This window comes from Pseudomonas chlororaphis, from assembly GCF_001921865.1.
Taxonomy (GTDB): Bacteria; Pseudomonadota; Gammaproteobacteria; order Pseudomonadales; family Pseudomonadaceae; genus Aquipseudomonas; species Aquipseudomonas chlororaphis_D.
Map to the genome: position 1 here is coordinate 1 of NZ_MSCT01000021.1, position 17,903 is coordinate 17,903.

A 17,903-nucleotide genomic window follows, 5' to 3' on the forward strand; every position below is an offset into this window, starting at 1 on the left:
CCACGAAGTCCTGGAAATGACCATCGAGGAAGCGCGCGAGTTCTTCGACCCGGTGCCGGCACTGGCGCGCAAGCTGCAGACGCTGATGGACGTAGGGCTTTCCTATATCAAGCTGGGACAGTCGGCGACCACCTTGTCCGGCGGCGAGGCGCAGCGGGTCAAACTGTCTCGCGAGCTGTCCAAGCGTGATACCGGCAAGACCCTCTACATCCTCGACGAACCGACCACCGGTCTGCACTTCGCCGACATCCAGCAACTGCTGGACGTCTTGCATCGCCTGCGCGACCACGGCAACACCGTGGTGGTGATCGAGCACAACCTGGACGTGATCAAGACCGCCGACTGGCTCGTGGACCTTGGCCCTGAAGGCGGCTCCAAGGGCGGGCAGATCATTGCCGTGGGTACGCCGGAGCAACTGGCGGAAATGCCGCAATCCCACACTGGCTACTACCTCAAGCCACTGCTGACCCGCGACCGGGCCTGAGCCCTATGAAAAAGCCCCCGCCATTTCACAATGGCGGGGGCTTTTTTTGCGCTCCTGGAACCGCTATCGCGAGCAAGCTCGCTCCTGCGGCGACCCAGCGAGACGCGCTTAACCTATCAGAACTGCGATTGCAGGTAGTTTTCCAGACCGATCGACTTGATCAGACCCAGCTGTTTTTCCAGCCAGTAGGTGTGATCTTCTTCGGTATCGGCCAACTGCACCCGCAGCATGTCGCGGCTGACATAGTCCTTGTGCTTCTCGCAAAGCTCGATGCCCTTACACAGGGCAGCGCGAACCTTGTACTCCAAGCGCAGGTCGGCGGCGAACATGTCCGGCACCGTGGTACCGATATCCAGATCGTCAGGGCGCATGCGTGGCGTTCCTTCGAGCATCAGGATGCGGCGCATCAATGCATCGGCGTGTTGCGCCTCTTCCTCCATCTCGTGATTGATGCGTTCGTAGAGCTTGCTGAAGCCCCAGTCCTCATACATACGCGAGTGGATGAAATATTGGTCACGCGCCGCCAGTTCGCCCGTCAGCAACGTGTTGAGGTAATCGATTACGTCCGGGTGACCTTGCATCGCCCTACATCTCCCTGCTTGAAAGTCTGTATTTTGAACCATGCTGACTTGCAGGTCACTTGAAAAACGCTAACAAAGTGAAGATTTTCAGAGAAAAGTAGCCGAAAAAACGCAAAAACCGCCCAAATGAGGGCGGTTCTGCTTCTCGTTTAGACTTAGTTAAGCTGTACGCCCAACGCCTTTGCGACTCCTTCTCCATAAGCCGGGTCGGCCTTGAAGAAATGCTGCAACTGACGCTGAACCACATCCGCACTGACGCCCGCCATCGCACCGGCAATGTTGTCGATCAACAGCGCTTTCTGCTGATCGTTCATCAGGCGGAACAGGGCGCCTGCATGGCTGTAGTAGTCGGTGTCTTCACGGTGATCGTAACGATCGGCCGCACCGCTGAGCGCCAGGGCCGGCTCGGCATAGCGAGGAGCCTGCTTCGGCGCGTCGGCGTAGCTGTTCGGCTCGTAGTTTGGCGCCGCACCGCCGTTGCTGCCAAACGCCATGGCACCGTCGCGCTGGTAGCTGTTCACCAGGCTACGCGGGGCGTTCACCGGCAGTTGCTGGTGGTTGGTGCCCACACGGTAGCGGTGAGCATCAGCGTAGGCGAATACACGACCTTGCAGCATGCGGTCCGGTGACAGGCCCACGCCCGGAACCATGTTGCTCGGACCAAAGGCCGCCTGCTCGACTTCGGCGAAATAGTTGAGCGGATTACGGTTCAACTCCAGCTCACCGACCTCGATCAACGGAAACTCTTTCTGCGACCAGGTCTTGGTCACGTCGAACGGGTTCTCGTAGTGCGCCGCCGCCTCAGCCTCAGTCATGATCTGAATGCACACGCGCCACTTCGGGAAGTCGCCGCGTTCGATCGCATTAAAAAGGTCGCGCTGGGCATAGTCCGGGTCAGTACCGGCCAAGCGTGCAGCCTCGGCCGGCGCCAGGTTCTTGATGCCTTGCTTGGTCTTGTAGTGCCATTTCACCCAGTGACGCTCGCCCTTGGCGCTGATCAGACTGTAGGTGTGGCTGCCAAAGCCGTGCATATGACGATAGCCATCCGGGATCCCGCGATCCGAGAACAGGATAGTGACCTGGTGCAGCGCCTCAGGGGAGTGCGACCAGAAGTCCCACATCGCCTGCCCGCTCTTCAGGTTGCTCTGCGGCAGGCGTTTCTGGGTGTGGATAAAATCGGGAAACTTCAGAGGGTCGCGAATAAAGAAGATCGGCGTGTTGTTGCCAACGATGTCCCAGTTACCTTCTTCGGTATAGAACTTCAGGGCAAAACCCCGCGGATCGCGCTCGGTATCGGCTGAGCCACGTTCGCCACCCACGGTCGAGAAGCGCAGGAAGGTCGGGGTTTGCTTACCCACGGACTCGAAAAGCTTGGCGCTGGTATACTGGGTGATATCCCGGGTAACGGTAAAAGTGCCGTAGGCTCCCGAGCCTTTGGCATGCACACGGCGCTCAGGAATGTTTTCACGGTTGAAGTGGGCGAGCATCTCGATCAGATGAAAATCGTCGAGCAGCAGCGGGCCGCGAGGGCCGGCGGAACGAGAATTCTGGTTGTCGGCGACTGGAGCGCCACTGGCGGTGGTAAGCGTTTTGTTCTGGCTCATGCTCAATCTTCCTCTGTCAGTCTTGGAACTGCCGGCTAATCGGCTGACGAGGAGTATTGACCATTAACATGACACCATCAAATTCATTAAATGATTGCTATCGATAGAAAACTTCTAATGAACCAAAAACAAAAAACCGGGCACTAGGCCCGGTTCTTTGTATTTGACGTCTTATTCAGCGGATACAGCTTCACCGCCGACAGCACGATCAACCAACTCGACGTACGCCATAGGCGCGTTGTCGCCAGCGCGGAAACCGCACTTGAGGATACGCAGGTAGCCACCCTCACGGGTAGCGTAACGCTTGCCCAGGTCGTTGAAGAGCTTACCAACGATAGCTTTCGAACGAGTACGGTCGAAAGCCAGACGGCGGTTAGCCAGGCTGTCTGTCTTGGCCAAAGTGATCAGCGGCTCAGCAACGCGGCGCAGTTCTTTAGCTTTCGGCAGTGTAGTTTTGATCAGCTCGTGCTCGAACAGCGACACCGCCATGTTTTGGAACATGGCCTTGCGGTGCGAGCTGGTGCGGCTCAGGTGACGACCACTTTTACGATGACGCATGGTTCATTCCTTACCAAACACAACGTTCGGTGATTACGACGATCAGGCAGTCGCCTTGTCGTCCTTCTTAAGACTTGCAGGCGGCCAGTTGTCGAGGCGCATGCCGAGGGACAGACCGCGGGAGGCCAGAACGTCCTTGATTTCGGTCAAGGATTTCTTGCCCAGGTTCGGAGTCTTCAACAGTTCTACTTCGGTACGCTGAATCAGGTCGCCGATGTAGTAAATGTTTTCCGCCTTAAGGCAGTTAGCCGAACGTACAGTCAGTTCCAGATCGTCAACCGGGCGAAGCAGGATCGGATCGATCTCGTCTTCCTGCTCGATTACCACTGGCTCACTGTCACCCTTGAGGTCGACGAACGCAGCCAACTGCTGTTGCAGGATGGTTGCAGCGCGGCGGATAGCCTCTTCAGGATCCAGAGTACCGTTGGTTTCCAGATCAATAACCAGCTTGTCCAGGTTGGTACGCTGTTCGACACGGGCGTTTTCCACCACGTATGCGATACGGCGAACCGGGCTGAACGAAGAGTCGAGCTGCAAGCGACCGATGCTGCGGCTTTCGTCTTCATCGCTCTGACGCGAGTCTGCCGGTTCATAACCACGACCACGAGCTACAACGAGCTTCATGTTCAGGGCGCCGTTAGACGCCAGGTTAGCGATTACGTGATCGGGGTTAACGATCTCGACATCATGATCCAGCTGAATATCGGCAGCGGTAACCACCCCCGAACCCTTCTTCGACAAGGTCAGCGTAACTTCGTCACGGCCGTGCAGCTTGATAGCCAGACCTTTAAGGTTCAACAGGATTTCAATTACGTCTTCCTGTACACCTTCGATGGCGCTGTACTCGTGGAGCACACCGTCAATCTCGGCCTCGACTACTGCACAGCCGGGCATTGAGGACAACAGGATGCGGCGCAGCGCGTTGCCCAGGGTGTGGCCAAAACCACGCTCGAGAGGCTCGAGGGTGATCTTGGCGCGGGTTGGACTGACAACCTGCACATCAATATGGCGGGGTGTCAGGAACTCATTTACCGAAATCTGCATGGATGCACCTATTTTCTAGCCCTTACTTGGAGTAGAGCTCGACAATCAGGCTTTCGTTGATGTCGGCGGACAGATCACTGCGAGCAGGAACGTTCTTGAAAACGCCCGACTTCTTCTCAGTGTCTACTTCTACCCATTCTACGCGGCCACGTTGGGCACACAGATCGAGAGCTTGGACAATGCGAAGTTGGTTTTTTGCTTTCTCGCGAACAGCAACCACGTCACCAGCACGAACCTGGTAGGACGGTACGTTAACGGTCTGACCGTTTACGCTGATCGACTTGTGCGATACCAGCTGACGGGATTCGGCACGAGTCGAACCGAAGCCCATACGGTATACAACGTTGTCCAGACGGCATTCGAGCAGTTGCAGCAGGTTTTCACCGGTTGCGCCTTTCTTGCCAGCTGCTTCTTTGTAGTAGCCGCTGAATTGACGCTCGAGAACGCCGTAGATACGACGGACCTTCTGCTTTTCACGCAGTTGGGTGCCGTAGTCGGACTGGCGACCGCGGCGCTGGCCGTGGATACCAGGTGCTGCTTCGATGTTGCACTTGGATTCGATAGCGCGCACGCCGCTCTTCAGGAAGAGATCGGTGCCTTCGCGACGAGCCAGTTTGCATTTTGGACCAATGTAACGAGCCATTCTTTACAATCTCCTGGATTACACGCGGCGCTTCTTCGGCGGACGGCACCCGTTGTGCGGGATTGGCGTCACGTCGGTGATGCTGGCGATCTTGTAGCCACAGCCGTTCAAAGCGCGGACTGCGGATTCACGACCTGGACCTGGGCCCTTGACGTTAACGTCAAGGTTTTTCAGGCCATATTCCAGCGCAGCTTGACCAGCACGTTCAGCAGCTACTTGAGCAGCGAACGGGGTGGACTTGCGGGAACCGCGGAAACCCGAACCACCGGAGGTAGCCCAGGAAAGAGCGTTACCTTGACGGTCGGTGATGGTCACGATGGTGTTGTTGAAAGACGCGTGGATGTGGGCGATGCCATCAACCACTGTCTTTTTAATCTTTTTACGAGGACGAGCAGCAGGTTTTGCCATGACTAAATTCCTGTCGATTCGCTGGTGCGATTACTTGCGGATCGGCTTACGCGGACCTTTGCGAGTACGCGCGTTGGTCTTGGTACGCTGACCGCGTACTGGCAGACCACGACGATGGCGCAGACCGCGGTAGCAGCCCAGATCCATCAAGCGTTTGATTTTCATGTTGATTTCGCGACGCAGGTCACCTTCAGTGGTGAACTTCGCCACTTCGCCACGCAGCTGTTCAATTTGCTCGTCGCTCAGATCTTTGATCTTTGCGGCTGGGTTGACCCCAGTCTCTGCACAGATTTTCTGCGCAGTCGTGCGACCAACACCATAGATGTAGGTCAGCGAGATAACAGTATGCTTGTTATCTGGAATGTTAACGCCTGCAATACGGGCCATTCAGTGGGACTCCAATTGACAGCTACCTACGCCCCGGAAGCCAAGAAATAGGGCGCGAGATAATATCGCTGTAATAACAAATAATCAACCCGGCAGCGCACTAGCTACCGGGCTTGAAGCACAATCACACTCAGCCTTGGCGCTGTTTGTGACGCGGTTCCGCGCTGCAAATTACTCGAACAACACCTTCGCGGCGAATAATCTTGCAGTTACGGCACAGCTTTTTCACCGATGCACGAACTTTCATCACCAACTCCTCGAACCTTATGGGTCAGCGCAGCATGCCGCTGCCGTAACCCTTCAGGTTGGCTTTCTTCATCAGGGATTCGTACTGGTGCGAAACGAGGTGCGATTGTACTTGCGACATAAAGTCCATAACAACCACGACCACGATCAGCAACGAGGTCCCGCCAAGGTAGAACGGAACGTTTGCTGCAACCACCAGGAACTGTGGCAACAGGCAGACGGCCGTCATATATAGAGCACCGAACATGGTCAAGCGAGTCAGAACGCCATCAATGTAGCGCGCAGACTGCTCACCTGGACGGATGCCCGGAATAAAGGCACCGGACTTCTTCAGGTTTTCCGCTACGTCTTTCGGATTGAACATCAACGCCGTATAGAAGAAGCAGAAGAAAATAATCCCTGCACTAAACAGCAGAATATTCAACGGCTGACCAGGAGCGATCGACTGCGAGATGTCCTGCAACCAGCCCATACCTTCAGACTGACCGAACCAGGCACCCAACGAAGCCGGAAACAGCAAAATGCTGCTCGCGAAAATAGCAGGAATAACACCGGCCATATTCACTTTCAGCGGCAAGTGGCTAGTCTGCGCAGCAAACACCTTACGGCCCTGCTGACGCTTGGCGTAGTGAACAGCAATACGACGCTGACCACGCTCGATGAACACCACAAAACCGATAATCGCTACTGCCAGCAAACCGATGGCAACCAGAGCGAAAATGTTGATATCACCCTGACGTGCAGACTCGAAAGACTGCCCGATTGCTCTCGGAAGACCGGCGACGATACCTGCGAAAATCAACATCGAGATACCGTTGCCAACACCACGCTCAGTAATCTGCTCACCCAGCCACATCATGAACATCGCGCCAGCCACAAAAGTGGATACCGCGACGAAATGGAAGCCAAAGTCACCAGTGAACGCAACGCCCTGCCCTGCCAGGCCGACGGACATGCCGATGGCCTGAACAAGAGCTAGGACGACAGTGCCGTAGCGGGTGTACTGGCTGATCTTGCGACGGCCAGCTTCACCTTCCTTCTTCAACTGTTCCAGCTGCGGGCTGACGGCTGTCATCAGCTGCATGATGATCGATGCCGAGATGTACGGCATGATCCCCAGCGCAAAGATGCTCATCCGCTCCAGCGCGCCGCCGGAAAACATGTTGAACAAGCTAAGAATGGTCCCCTCATTCTGTCGAAACAGGTCTGCGAGTCGGTCAGGGTTGATACCTGGAACCGGGATGTGTGCGCCTATTCGGTAGACGATAATCGCCAGGAACAGAAAACGCAGACGAGCCCAGAGTTCAGACATACCGCCTTTGCCGAGCGCAGAGAGAGCACCTTGCTTAGCCATTTATTCCTCGAACTTGCCGCCAGCTGCTTCGATAGCCGCACGCGCACCTTTGGTGGCGGCGATACCCTTGATGGTCACAGCGCGAGTAACTTCGCCGGACAGCATGATTTTCACACGCTGTACGTTCTGGTTAATCACGTTGGCATCTTTCAGGGACTGCACGGTAACGATGTCGCCTTCCACTTTAGCCAGCTCGGACAGACGCACTTCTGCGCGATCCATGGCCTTCAGGGATACGAAACCGAACTTCGGCAGGCGACGATGCAGCGGCTGTTGACCGCCTTCAAAGCCTGGAGCAATGGTGCCACCGGAGCGAGAGGTCTGACCTTTGTGACCACGGCCACCAGTCTTACCCAAACCACTACCGATACCACGGCCCGGACGATGCTTTTCGCGACGGGAACCCGGCGCTGGACTCAGATCATTGAGTTTCATCGATTAACCCTCGACACGCAGCATGTAGTAAGCCTTGTTGATCATCCCACGGTTCTCGGGAGTATCTTGGACTTCTACAGTGTGACCGATGCGACGCAGACCCAGACCCTTAACGCACAGTTTGTGGTTAGGGATGCGGCCGGTCATGCTTTTGATCAGCGTTACTTTAACGGTAGCCATGATCAGATGATCTCCTGGACACTTTTGCCACGCTTGGCGGCAATGGATTCAGGGGACTGCATTGCTTTCAAACCCTTGAAAGTGGCGTGAACCACGTTTACTGGGTTAGTCGAGCCGTAGCACTTGGCCAGAACGTTCTGAACGCCAGCAACTTCGAGAACAGCGCGCATAGCGCCGCCAGCGATGATACCGGTACCTTCAGAAGCAGGCTGCATGTACACCTTGGAAGCGCCGTGAGCGGACTTCATTGCGTACTGCAGAGTGGTGCCGTTCAGATCAACCTGGATCATGTTGCGGCGAGCAGCTTCCATTGCCTTCTGGATCGCAGCAGGCACTTCACGCGACTTGCCACGGCCGAAGCCAACGCGACCTTTACCATCACCAACCACGGTCAACGCGGTGAAAGTGAAGATACGGCCGCCTTTTACGGTTTTGGCTACACGGTTAACTTGAACCAGCTTCTCAATGTAGCCTTCGTCGCGCTTTTGGTCGTTATTTGACATAACTTAGAACTCCAGCCCAGCTTCACGAGCAGCATCAGCCAGCGCCTTGACGCGACCGTGGTACTTGAAGCCAGAGCGGTCGAAAGCCACCTGCGAGACGCCAGCGGCTTTTGCACGCGTAGCGACCAGCTGGCCAACCTTAGTGGCCGCGTCGATGTTGCCAGTGGCGCCATCACGCAGTTCTTTATCCAAAGTCGAGGCACTTGCCAGGACTTTGTTGCCGTCGGCCGAAATGACCTGGGCGTAGATGTGCTGCGAAGAGCGGAACACGCAGAGACGCACGACTTCGAGTTCGTGCATTTTCAGGCGTGCTTTGCGAGCGCGACGCAGTCGAGTAACTTTTTTGTCGGTCATTTGCTATGCCCTACTTCTTCTTGGCTTCTTTACGACGGACGACTTCGTCCGCGTAGCGCACACCTTTACCTTTGTAAGGCTCTGGTGGACGGAAGTCGCGGATCTCAGCGGCCACTTGACCTACCAGCTGCTTGTCGATGCCCTTGATCAGGATATCGGTCTGGCTAGGAGTCTCAGCGGTGATGCCTTCCGGCAGTTCGTAGTCCACTGGGTGCGAGAAGCCAAGGGCCAGGTTCAGCACTGTGCCTTTTGCTTGCGCTTTGTAACCAACACCGACCAGCTGGAGCTTGCGCTCGAAGCCTTGGCTTACGCCCTGGACCATGTTGTTTACCAACGCACGAGTGGTACCGGCCATTGCGCGAGTTTGTTGGTCGCCGTTGCGAGCAGCGAAACGCAGCTCACCAGCTTCCTGAACAATTTCAACGGACGAGTGTACGTTCAGTTCGAGAGTGCCCTTGGCACCCTTCACCGAAAGCTGTTGGCCGGCGAATTTAACTTCGACACCAGCTGGCAGCTTAACGGGGTTCTTAGCGACGCGAGACATGCTTATCCCCCCTTAGAACACAGTGCAAAGAACTTCGCCGCCGACACCGGCAGCGCGCGCAGCACGATCAGTCATCACACCTTTGTTGGTGGAGACGATAGACACGCCGAGACCGCCACGAACTTTCGGCAGATCTTCAACGGACTTGTACTGACGCAGGCCTGGACGGCTAACGCGCTTCACTTCCTCGATGACCGGACGGCCTTCGAAGTATTTCAGCTCGATGGACAGCAGTGGTTTGGTTTCGCTGCTGATCTGATAACCCGCGATGTAACCTTCGTCCTTCAGGACTTTTGCTACAGCCACCTTCAGCGTGGAAGACGGCATGCTTACGACGGACTTTTCAGCCATCTGGGCATTACGGATTCGAGTTAGCATGTCCGCTAACGGGTCCTGCATACTCATGGGCTAGACGCTCCTGATACAAAAAAAATAAGCCTTACGGCTACAGCTTGTCGCTGAGAAATTCCGGGCAAAAAACACGGGCTCAGGCGAGCCGGTCATTCTAGACACACCCCAGAAATGAATCAAGCCCCAAAAGGGGCTTGATTCATGTTCAAGGCCACCGGCGGTCAGGATCTTGCAACCCTGAACGCCGCGACTTTGATAGCTATTACCAGCTGGCTTTAACCAGACCTGGTACGTCACCACGCATTGCAGCTTCACGCAGCTTGTTACGGCCAAGGCCGAACTTGCGGTAAACGCCATGCGGACGACCAGTCAGGCGGCAGCGGTTACGCATGCGCGAAGCGCTTGCGTCACGTGGCTGCTTCTGCAGAGCTACGGTAGCTTCCCAACGCGCTTCTGGACTTGCGTTCAGATCGACGATGATAGCTTTCAGCGCTGCACGCTTGGTGGCGTACTTGGCAACAGTGAGCTGACGCTTCAGCTCACGGTTTTTCATGCTCTTCTTGGCCATTTTCCTACTCCAATCAGTTGCGGAACGGGAATTTGAAAGCACGCAGCAGAGCGCGGCCTTCATCATCGTTCTTGGCAGTGGTGGTCAGGGTGATGTCCAGACCGCGGAGAGCATCGATCTTGTCGTAGTCGATTTCCGGGAAGATGATCTGCTCTTTCACGCCCATGCTGTAGTTACCACGACCATCGAAGGACTTGGCATTCAGGCCGCGGAAGTCGCGAACCCGAGGCAGGGAGATCGACAGCAGACGATCCAGGAATTCGTACATACGCTCACGGCGCAGGGTCACCTTGACACCGATCGGCCAACCTTCACGGACTTTAAAGCCAGCGATGGATTTCCGAGCGTAGGTCACAACGACTTTCTGGCCGGTGATCTTTTCCAGGTCAGCAACAGCGTGCTCGATGACTTTTTTGTCGCCGATCGCTTCGCCCAGACCCATGTTCAGGGTGATTTTGGTAACGCGCGGAACTTCCATCACGTTCGAAAGCTTAAGTTCGTCCTTAAGTTTCGGAGCGATTTCCTTCCGGTAAATCTCTTGTAGTCGTGCCATGGTCTTCTACCTAGCAGTGTTCAAGCATCAACCGCTTTTTGGGTCGACTTGAAGACACGAATTTTCTTGCCGTCTTCTACTTTGAAACCAACGCGGTCAGCCTTGTTGGTTTCGCCGTTGAAAATGGCGACGTTGGAAGCGTGCAGTGGCGCTTCTTTCTCGACGATACCGCCCTGTACGCCCGACATCGGGTTAGGCTTGGTATGACGCTTAACCAGGTTCAAACCACCAACAACCAGACGGTTGTCAGCGAGAACCTTAAGCACCTTACCGCGCTTACCCTTGTCTTTGCCGGCGATCACGATGATCTCGTCGTCACGACGAATCTTTTGCATGTCGGATCTCCTTACAGCACTTCTGGGGCGAGCGAGACGATCTTCATGAACTTCTCAGTACGAAGTTCACGGGTCACTGGCCCAAAGATACGGGTGCCGATCGGCTCTTGCTTGTTGTTCAGCAGAACAGCAGCGTTGCCATCAAAGCGGATAATGGAGCCGTCAGCGCGACGAACACCATGGCGAGTGCGGACTACAACAGCAGTCATCACTTGACCTTTCTTCACCTTACCGCGAGGAATTGCTTCCTTGACGGTAACTTTGATGATGTCACCGATACCAGCGTAACGACGATGGGAGCCACCCAGCACCTTGATGCACATAACGCGGCGAGCGCCGCTGTTATCGGCCACATCGAGCATGGATTGAGTCTGAATCATATAATTTCTCCGACCCTTAGCCCTTAGACTTCCACAGCGCGTTCGAGAACATCAACCAGAGCCCAAGACTTGGTCTTGGCCATCGGACGAGTTTCACGAATAGTGACTTTGTCGCCGATGTGGCACTGATTGGTTTCGTCGTGCGCGTGCAGCTTAGTCGAACGCTTAACGTATTTACCGTAGATAGGGTGCTTAACGCGACGCTCGATCAGAACGGTGATGGTCTTGTCCATCTTGTCGCTGACAACACGGCCAGTCAGCGTACGGACAGTTTTTTCGGCTTCAGCCATGATTACTTACCTGCCTGCTGGTTGAGCACAGTCTTCACGCGAGCGATGTCACGCTTAACTTGCGAGAGCAGATGAGACTGCCCCAACTGGCCAGTTGCCTTCTGCATACGCAGATTGAACTGGTCGCGCAGCAGGCCGAGCAGTTGCTCGTTCAGCTGCTGTGCGGATTTTTCACGAAGTTCATTCGCTTTCATCACATCACCGTCCGTTTAACAAAGGAGGTGGCGAGCGGCAGCTTTGCAGCAGCCAGGGCGAAAGCCTCACGCGCCAGCTCTTCAGAAACACCCTCGATTTCATACAGGACTTTGCCTGGCTGAATCTGGGCAACCCAGTATTCGACGTTACCCTTACCTTTACCCATCCGAACTTCGAGTGGTTTTTTGGAAATAGGCTTGTCCGGGAATACACGGATCCAGATCTTGCCGCCACGTTTTACGTGACGGGTCAGAGCACGACGTGCCGACTCGATCTGACGAGCGGTGAGACGACCACGAGCAACAGACTTCAACGCGAACTCGCCGAAGCTGACTTTGCTACCGCGCAATGCCAGACCACGGTTGTGGCCGGTCATTTGCTTGCGGAACTTCGTACGCTTTGGTTGCAACATTTGGCGTACCCCTTACTTAGCAGCTTTTTTACGAGGCGCAGGTGCTTGCGGCTTCAGCTCTTCTTGGCGACCACCAATTACTTCGCCTTTGAAGATCCAAACCTTTACACCGATCACACCGTAAGTGGTGTGAGCTTCGTAGGTGGCATAGTCGATATCGGCACGCAGGGTGTGCAGTGGCACACGACCTTCGCGATACCATTCAGTACGTGCGATTTCAGCACCGCCGAGACGACCGCTCACTTGGATTTTGATGCCTTTGGCACCAATGCGCATGGCGTTCTGTACTGCGCGCTTCATAGCGCGGCGGAACATTACACGACGCTCCAGCTGCTGAGCTACGCTCTGGGCAACCAGCATACCGTCGAGCTCCGGCTTGCGGATCTCTTCGATATTGATGTGCACAGGCACACCCATTTGCTTGGTCAGGTCCTGACGCAGTTTTTCAACATCTTCACCTTTCTTGCCGATCACGATGCCGGGACGAGCGGTGTGGATGGTGATGCGTGCAGTTTGAGCCGGACGATGGATATCGATACGGCTTACGGACGCGCTTTTTAGTTTGTCTTGGAGGTACTCACGCACATTCAGATCTGCGAGCAAATAGTCCGCATAAGTCCGACCGTCTGCGTACCAGACGGAGGTGTGCTCCTTGACGATTCCCAGGCGAATGCCAATGGGATGTACTTTCTGACCCATCTCTTCGACTCCGTTACTTGTCAGCAACCTTGACAGTGATATGGCAAGACCGCTTGACGATGCGATCAGCACGGCCTTTGGCACGTGGCATGATGCGCTTCAGCGAACGCCCTTCGTTGACGAAAACGGTGGAGACCTTAAGGTCATCAACGTCTGCGCCTTCGTTATGCTCGGCGTTGGCTACGGCCGACTCCAGCACTTTCTTCATGATCTCGGCGGCTTTCTTACTGCTGAAAGCCAACAGGTTGAGCGCTTCGCCCACCTTCTTCCCGCGGATCTGGTCGGCGACCAAGCGGGCTTTCTGGGCGGAGATTCGAGCGCCCGACAACTTAGCGGCTACTTCCATCGTTCCTTACCCCTTAACGCTTGGCTTTCTTGTCAGCCACGTGCCCGCGATATGTACGGGTACCGGCGAACTCGCCCAGTTTGTGGCCGACCATGTCTTCGTTCACGAGAACTGGAACATGTTGACGACCGTTATGCACAGCAATGGTCAGACCGACCATTTGTGGCAGGATCATGGAACGGCGCGACCAGGTCTTAACTGGTTTGCGATCGTTCTTTTCCGCCGCCACTTCGATCTTCTTCAGTAGGTGAAGATCAATAAAAGGACCTTTTTTCAGAGAACGTGGCACTGTCGTATCCCTCTATTTACTTGCGACGACGGACGATCATTTTGTCGGTACGCTTATTACCACGAGTCTTCGCGCCCTTAGTCGGGAAGCCCCATGGCGATACCGGATGACGACCACCAGAGGTACGACCTTCACCACCACCATGTGGGTGGTCAACCGGGTTCATGGCAACACCACGAACGGTTGGGCGAACGCCACGCCAGCGTTTGGCACCAGCTTTACCCAGCGAACGCAGGCTGTGCTCGGAGTTCGAGACTTCGCCCAGGGTCGCACGGCACTCGGCCAGTACTTTACGCATTTCACCAGAGCGCAGACGCAGGGTCACATAGACACCTTCGCGAGCGATCAACTGAGCCGAAGCACCAGCGGAACGAGCGATTTGCGCACCCTTGCCCGGCTTCAGTTCGATGCCGTGAACGGTGCTACCCACTGGAATGTTGCGCAGCTGCAGGGAGTTGCCTGGCTTGATTGGAGCCAGAGCACCCGCGATCAGCTGGTCGCCAGCACTCACACCCTTAGGTGCGATGATGTAGCGACGCTCGCCGTCTGCGTAGCACAGCAGGGCGATGTGAGCAGTACGGTTTGGGTCGTATTCGATACGCTCGACAGTGGCGGCGATGCCGTCCTTGTCGTTGCGACGGAAGTCGACCAGACGGTAATGCTGCTTATGACCACCACCTACGTGACGAGTAGTGATGCGGCCATTGTTGTTACGACCACCAGACTTCGATTTTTTCTCGATCAGCGGTGCGTGAGGAGCGCCTTTATGCAGCTCCTGGTTGACCACCTTGACCACAAAACGGCGGCCAGGGGAAGTCGGTTTGCATTTAACGATTGCCATGATGCACCCCTTCCTTACTCAGCACTGCTGCTGAAATCGAGATCTTGGCCTGGCTGAAGGGAGATAACTGCCTTCTTCCAGTCATTACGCTTGCCCAGACCGCGAGCGGTACGCTTGCTCTTACCCAGAACATTCAGGGTAGTAACGCGCTCCACTTTCACGCTGAACAGGCTTTCGACGGCCTTCTTGATTTCCAGCTTGGTTGCATCGGTAGCAACCTTGAAAACGAACTGGCCTTTCTTGTCTGCCAGAACCGTAGCCTTCTCGGAAACGTGCGGGCCAAGCAGAACTTTAAATACGCGTTCCTGGTTCATCCCAGCAGCTCCTCGAATTTCTTCACGGCCGACACAGTGATCAACACCTTGTCGTATGCGATCAGACTAACTGGATCGGAACCTTGCACATCACGAACATCAACGTGTGGCAGGTTACGAGCAGCCAGGTACAGGTTCTGATCAACAGCGTCAGACACGATCAGAACGTCGGTCAGACTCATGTTGTTCAGCTTGCCCAGCAGATCTTTGGTTTTTGGAGTTTCAACAGCGAAATCCTGAACCACGACCAGACGATCAGTACGCACCAGCTCAGCAAGGATGGAACGCATTGCTGCGCGATACATCTTCTTGTTCAGCTTCTGGGAGTGATCCTGTGGACGAGCTGCGAAAGTGGTACCGCCGCCACGCCAGATTGGGCTACGGATAGTACCGGCACGAGCGCGACCAGTACCCTTCTGACGCCATGGGCGCTTACCGCCACCAGCTACGTCGGAACGGGTTTTCTGTTGCTTGGTGCCCTGACGGCCGCCGGCCATGTAGGCCACGACTGCTTGGTGAACCAGCGTCTCGTTGAATTCGCCACCGAAAGTCAGTTCGGAAACTTCGATCGCTTGAGCGTCATTTACATTTAGTTGCATGTCAGCTTCCCCTTAACCGCGAGCCTTGGCAGCCGGACGCACAACCACATCACCGCCAGTAGCGCCAGGAACGGCACCCTTGACCAGCAACAGATTGCGTTCAGCGTCGACGCGCACTACTTCCAGGGACTGAACGGTCACGCGCTCGGCGCCCATATGACCGGACATTTTTTTGCCCTTGAATACACGACCAGGAGTCTGGCACTGGCCGATAGAGCCCGGGACGCGGTGGGAAACGGAGTTACCGTGGGTGTTGTCCTGACCGCGGAAGTTCCAGCGCTTGATGGTACCGGCAAAGCCTTTACCCTTGGACTGACCGGTAACATCTACCAGTTGGCCCGCAGCGAAGAGTTCAGCGTTGATCAGGTCGCCAGCCTGGAACTCGCCGTCTTCAAGACGGAATTCCCAGACGCCACGACCAGCGGCAACGTTTGCTTTGGCGAAGTGACCTGCTTGAGCAGCAGTCACGCGCGAAGCACGACGCTCACCGACAGTGACTTGCACTGCACGATAGCCATCGGTTTCTTCAGTTTTGAACTGGGTGACACGATTCGGCTCGATCTCGATGACCGTGACCGGAATGGAGACACCTTCTTCGGTGAAAATGCGGGTCATACCGCACTTACGACCGACTACACCAATAGTCATGTTGTAAACCTCATGAGTGTACGGGGCTTTCACCCGCTATGGCCGCCCATTTCAGAGCGTTACACGACCAGACCGAAGTCTTAGCCGAGGCTGATCTGCACTTCCACACCTGCCGCAAGATCAAGCTTCATCAGCGCATCAACGGTTTTATCCGTTGGCTGGACGATGTCCAGTACACGCTTATGAGTACGGATCTCGTACTGGTCACGCGCGTCTTTGTTGACGTGCGGAGAGACCAGAACGGTGAACCGCTCTTTACGGGTAGGCAGTGGAATAGGACCACGCACTTGAGCACCAGTACGTTTCGCGGTTTCCACGATTTCCTGGGTGGATTGGTCGATCAGGCGATGGTCGAAAGCCTTCAACCTGATACGGATTTGCTGATTTTGCATTGGATTTCAGACTCCGGCTGCTATTCCCACCGGGCGCAATGCGCCCGTTAAAAGGAGGCGCAATTCTATAGACGGCCCCCATAGGTGTCAACCCAATAAAAAAGCCCCCGCAAAGCGGGGGCTTTTTCACATCATCGACTATTACTCGATGACTTTGGCTACGACGCCAGCGCCGACGGTACGACCGCCTTCACGGATAGCGAAACGCAGACCATCTTCCATCGCGATGGTTTTGATCAGGGTGACAACCATTTGGATGTTGTCGCCTGGCATTACCATTTCAACGCCTTCTGGCAGCTCGCAGTTACCGGTCACGTCAGTAGTACGGAAGTAGAACTGTGGACGGTAGCCTTTGAAGAACGGAGTATGACGACCGCCTTCTTCCTTGCTCAGAACGTAAACTTCTGCGGTGAACTTGGTGTGCGGCTTAACGGTACCTGGCTTAACCAGAACCTGACCACGCTCCACGTCGTCACGCTTGGTGCCACGCAGCAGAACGCCGCAGTTCTCGCCAGCACGACCTTCGTCGAGCAGCTTGCGGAACATTTCAACGCCGGTGCAGGTAGTTTTCTGAGTATCGCGCAGACCAACGATCTCAACTTCTTCCTGAATACGGACGATGCCACGCTCAACACGACCAGTCACAACAGTACCGCGACCCGAGATCGAGAATACGTCTTCGATTGGCATCAGGAACGGCTTGTCGATGGCACGCTCAGGCTCTGGGATGTAGGTATCCAGAGTTTCTACCAGACGCTTAACAGCGGTGGTACCCATTTCGTTGTCGTCTTGGCCGTTCAGAGCCATCAGAGCCGAACCGATGATGATTGGAGTGTCATCACCTGGGAAGTCGTAAGTGCTCAGCAGATCGCGCACTTCCATCTCAACCAGTTCCAGCAGCTCAGCGTCGTCAACCATGTCAGCCTTGTTCAGGAAGACAACGATGTACGGAACGCCAACCTGACGGGACAGCAGGATGTGCTCACGAGTTTGCGGCATCGGACCATCAGCGGCCGAGCAAACCAGGATCGCGCCATCCATCTGGGCAGCACCGGTGATCATGTTTTTTACGTAGTCGGCGTGACCTGGGCAGTCAACGTGTGCGTAGTGACGCACGGACGAATCGTATTCAACGTGAGCGGTGTTGATGGTGATACCGCGAGCTTTTTCTTCCGGGGCGCTATCGATCTTGTCGAAGTCAACCTTGGCCGAACCGAAAACTTCGGAGCAGACGCGGGTCAGAGCAGCGGTCAGAGTGGTTTTACCGTGGTCAACGTGACCGATAGTGCCAACGTTGACGTGCGGTTTGTTACGTTCAAATTTTTCTTTAGCCACGACAATTAACTCCTAGCCTAAAGGGGAGACT

32 protein-coding genes are annotated in these 17,903 nt (G+C 55.4%); 1 reads left to right on the top strand and 31 read right to left on the bottom strand.

The genetic code is table 11. The features are described from left to right. The coding region (locus BTN82_RS26530) for an ATP-binding cassette domain-containing protein (protein WP_148169619.1) at window positions 1-484 on the top strand (484 nt) is incomplete at its 5' end. Between the two features lie 116 nt (window positions 485-600). On the opposite strand, the gene bfr is transcribed toward BTN82_RS26530, so the two are convergent. The 31 genes from bfr to tuf all read right to left on the bottom strand — a co-directional run bounded on the left by bfr (window position 601) and on the right by tuf (window position 17,872). Beyond that, window positions 601-1,065: a bacterioferritin gene (gene bfr / locus BTN82_RS26535; protein ID WP_075122031.1), complete on the bottom strand. Its 465-nt coding sequence runs from the start codon at window positions 1,063-1,065 to the stop codon at window positions 601-603. A 155-nt stretch (window positions 1,066-1,220) separates the two neighbouring features. Next, complete coding sequence (locus BTN82_RS26540; protein WP_075122032.1) at window positions 1,221-2,669, bottom strand: catalase; 1,449 nt, start codon at window positions 2,667-2,669, stop codon at window positions 1,221-1,223. A gap of 171 nt (window positions 2,670-2,840) precedes the next feature. Further along, window positions 2,841-3,227 carry a 50S ribosomal protein L17 gene (gene rplQ / locus BTN82_RS26545; protein ID WP_007924175.1) on the bottom strand — a complete coding sequence of 129 codons (387 nt, stop codon included), beginning with the start codon at window positions 3,225-3,227 and terminating at the stop codon, window positions 2,841-2,843. A 42-nt stretch (window positions 3,228-3,269) separates the two neighbouring features. Continuing rightward, window positions 3,270-4,271 carry a DNA-directed RNA polymerase subunit alpha gene (locus tag BTN82_RS26550; protein ID WP_007924176.1) on the bottom strand — a complete coding sequence of 334 codons (1,002 nt, stop codon included), beginning with the start codon at window positions 4,269-4,271 and terminating at the stop codon, window positions 3,270-3,272. 22 nt (window positions 4,272-4,293) lie between these two features. Next, window positions 4,294-4,914 (bottom strand): 30S ribosomal protein S4, encoded by a 621-nt coding sequence (gene rpsD / locus BTN82_RS26555; protein ID WP_003176404.1) that lies wholly within the window; start codon window positions 4,912-4,914, stop codon window positions 4,294-4,296. A gap of 18 nt (window positions 4,915-4,932) precedes the next feature. Beyond that, window positions 4,933-5,322 carry a 30S ribosomal protein S11 gene (gene rpsK, locus BTN82_RS26560; protein ID WP_007924177.1) on the bottom strand — a complete coding sequence of 130 codons (390 nt, stop codon included), beginning with the start codon at window positions 5,320-5,322 and terminating at the stop codon, window positions 4,933-4,935. A gap of 30 nt (window positions 5,323-5,352) precedes the next feature. Then, window positions 5,353-5,709, bottom strand: a complete 357-nt coding sequence (rpsM, locus tag BTN82_RS26565; RefSeq protein WP_009045849.1) for a 30S ribosomal protein S13 — start codon at window positions 5,707-5,709, stop codon at window positions 5,353-5,355. Window positions 5,710-5,839: 130 nt separating this feature from the next. Then, complete coding sequence (rpmJ, locus tag BTN82_RS31245) at window positions 5,840-5,956, bottom strand: 50S ribosomal protein L36 (protein WP_002555468.1); 117 nt, start codon at window positions 5,954-5,956, stop codon at window positions 5,840-5,842. A gap of 24 nt (window positions 5,957-5,980) precedes the next feature. Continuing rightward, entirely contained in the window at window positions 5,981-7,309 is a 1,329-nt protein-coding gene (gene secY, locus BTN82_RS26570) for a preprotein translocase subunit SecY (protein WP_007924182.1), read from the bottom strand. Further along, window positions 7,310-7,744 carry a 50S ribosomal protein L15 gene (gene rplO, locus BTN82_RS26575; RefSeq protein ID WP_007924183.1) on the bottom strand — a complete coding sequence of 145 codons (435 nt, stop codon included), beginning with the start codon at window positions 7,742-7,744 and terminating at the stop codon, window positions 7,310-7,312. Between the two features lie 3 nt (window positions 7,745-7,747). After that, a complete protein-coding gene (rpmD, locus tag BTN82_RS26580; protein ID WP_003176408.1) occupies window positions 7,748-7,924 on the bottom strand; it encodes a 50S ribosomal protein L30 in 177 nt (58 codons plus the stop codon). A 2-nt stretch (window positions 7,925-7,926) separates the two neighbouring features. After that, on the bottom strand, window positions 7,927-8,427 hold the full coding sequence (gene rpsE, locus BTN82_RS26585) for a 30S ribosomal protein S5 (protein WP_007924184.1): 501 nt from the start codon (window positions 8,425-8,427) through the stop codon (window positions 7,927-7,929). Between the two features lie 3 nt (window positions 8,428-8,430). Then, the gene (gene rplR, locus BTN82_RS26590) at window positions 8,431-8,781 is read right to left on the bottom strand and encodes a 50S ribosomal protein L18 (RefSeq protein ID WP_003186037.1); all 351 of its coding nucleotides are present in this window, start codon (window positions 8,779-8,781) and stop codon (window positions 8,431-8,433) included. A gap of 10 nt (window positions 8,782-8,791) precedes the next feature. Further along, complete coding sequence (rplF, locus tag BTN82_RS26595; RefSeq protein ID WP_007924185.1) at window positions 8,792-9,325, bottom strand: 50S ribosomal protein L6; 534 nt, start codon at window positions 9,323-9,325, stop codon at window positions 8,792-8,794. A 12-nt stretch (window positions 9,326-9,337) separates the two neighbouring features. Further along, on the bottom strand, window positions 9,338-9,730 hold the full coding sequence (gene rpsH, locus BTN82_RS26600) for a 30S ribosomal protein S8 (RefSeq protein WP_003228724.1): 393 nt from the start codon (window positions 9,728-9,730) through the stop codon (window positions 9,338-9,340). A 208-nt stretch (window positions 9,731-9,938) separates the two neighbouring features. Then, window positions 9,939-10,244 carry a 30S ribosomal protein S14 gene (gene rpsN / locus BTN82_RS26605; protein WP_003228726.1) on the bottom strand — a complete coding sequence of 102 codons (306 nt, stop codon included), beginning with the start codon at window positions 10,242-10,244 and terminating at the stop codon, window positions 9,939-9,941. Window positions 10,245-10,257: 13 nt separating this feature from the next. After that, a complete protein-coding gene (gene rplE / locus BTN82_RS26610) occupies window positions 10,258-10,797 on the bottom strand; it encodes a 50S ribosomal protein L5 (protein ID WP_007924186.1) in 540 nt (179 codons plus the stop codon). A gap of 20 nt (window positions 10,798-10,817) precedes the next feature. Beyond that, on the bottom strand, window positions 10,818-11,132 hold the full coding sequence (gene rplX, locus BTN82_RS26615; protein WP_003186046.1) for a 50S ribosomal protein L24: 315 nt from the start codon (window positions 11,130-11,132) through the stop codon (window positions 10,818-10,820). Window positions 11,133-11,143: 11 nt separating this feature from the next. Next, window positions 11,144-11,512, bottom strand: coding sequence for a 50S ribosomal protein L14 (gene rplN, locus BTN82_RS26620; protein WP_002555479.1), 369 nt, complete (start codon window positions 11,510-11,512; stop codon window positions 11,144-11,146). 23 nt (window positions 11,513-11,535) lie between these two features. Continuing rightward, window positions 11,536-11,802, bottom strand: coding sequence for a 30S ribosomal protein S17 (rpsQ, locus tag BTN82_RS26625; RefSeq protein WP_003194644.1), 267 nt, complete (start codon window positions 11,800-11,802; stop codon window positions 11,536-11,538). Between the two features lie 2 nt (window positions 11,803-11,804). Then, entirely contained in the window at window positions 11,805-11,996 is a 192-nt protein-coding gene (rpmC, locus tag BTN82_RS26630; protein ID WP_002555481.1) for a 50S ribosomal protein L29, read from the bottom strand. Continuing rightward, window positions 11,996-12,409, bottom strand: coding sequence for a 50S ribosomal protein L16 (rplP, locus tag BTN82_RS26635; protein WP_003228729.1), 414 nt, complete (start codon window positions 12,407-12,409; stop codon window positions 11,996-11,998). The genes rpmC and rplP overlap by 1 nt, the downstream gene beginning before the upstream one ends. A 12-nt stretch (window positions 12,410-12,421) precedes the next feature. Continuing rightward, complete coding sequence (gene rpsC / locus BTN82_RS26640; protein WP_007924192.1) at window positions 12,422-13,108, bottom strand: 30S ribosomal protein S3; 687 nt, start codon at window positions 13,106-13,108, stop codon at window positions 12,422-12,424. 13 nt (window positions 13,109-13,121) lie between these two features. Beyond that, window positions 13,122-13,454 carry a 50S ribosomal protein L22 gene (rplV, locus tag BTN82_RS26645; RefSeq protein WP_003103908.1) on the bottom strand — a complete coding sequence of 111 codons (333 nt, stop codon included), beginning with the start codon at window positions 13,452-13,454 and terminating at the stop codon, window positions 13,122-13,124. A gap of 13 nt (window positions 13,455-13,467) precedes the next feature. Next, entirely contained in the window at window positions 13,468-13,743 is a 276-nt protein-coding gene (gene rpsS, locus BTN82_RS26650) for a 30S ribosomal protein S19 (RefSeq protein WP_002555486.1), read from the bottom strand. Between the two features lie 16 nt (window positions 13,744-13,759). Then, the gene (gene rplB / locus BTN82_RS26655; RefSeq protein WP_075122033.1) at window positions 13,760-14,584 is read right to left on the bottom strand and encodes a 50S ribosomal protein L2; all 825 of its coding nucleotides are present in this window, start codon (window positions 14,582-14,584) and stop codon (window positions 13,760-13,762) included. Window positions 14,585-14,598: 14 nt separating this feature from the next. Next, window positions 14,599-14,898 (bottom strand): 50S ribosomal protein L23, encoded by a 300-nt coding sequence (gene rplW, locus BTN82_RS26660; protein ID WP_002555488.1) that lies wholly within the window; start codon window positions 14,896-14,898, stop codon window positions 14,599-14,601. Beyond that, window positions 14,895-15,497, bottom strand: coding sequence for a 50S ribosomal protein L4 (rplD, locus tag BTN82_RS26665; protein ID WP_075122034.1), 603 nt, complete (start codon window positions 15,495-15,497; stop codon window positions 14,895-14,897). The genes rplW and rplD overlap by 4 nt, the downstream gene beginning before the upstream one ends. Before the next feature lie 12 nt (window positions 15,498-15,509). Further along, entirely contained in the window at window positions 15,510-16,145 is a 636-nt protein-coding gene (gene rplC, locus BTN82_RS26670) for a 50S ribosomal protein L3 (protein ID WP_075122035.1), read from the bottom strand. Window positions 16,146-16,225: 80 nt separating this feature from the next. Then, window positions 16,226-16,537, bottom strand: coding sequence for a 30S ribosomal protein S10 (gene rpsJ, locus BTN82_RS26675; RefSeq protein WP_003186070.1), 312 nt, complete (start codon window positions 16,535-16,537; stop codon window positions 16,226-16,228). A 141-nt stretch (window positions 16,538-16,678) separates the two neighbouring features. Continuing rightward, window positions 16,679-17,872, bottom strand: a complete 1,194-nt coding sequence (tuf, locus tag BTN82_RS26680) for an elongation factor Tu (RefSeq protein ID WP_075122036.1) — start codon at window positions 17,870-17,872, stop codon at window positions 16,679-16,681. Window positions 17,873-17,903: the final 31 nt, after the last annotated feature.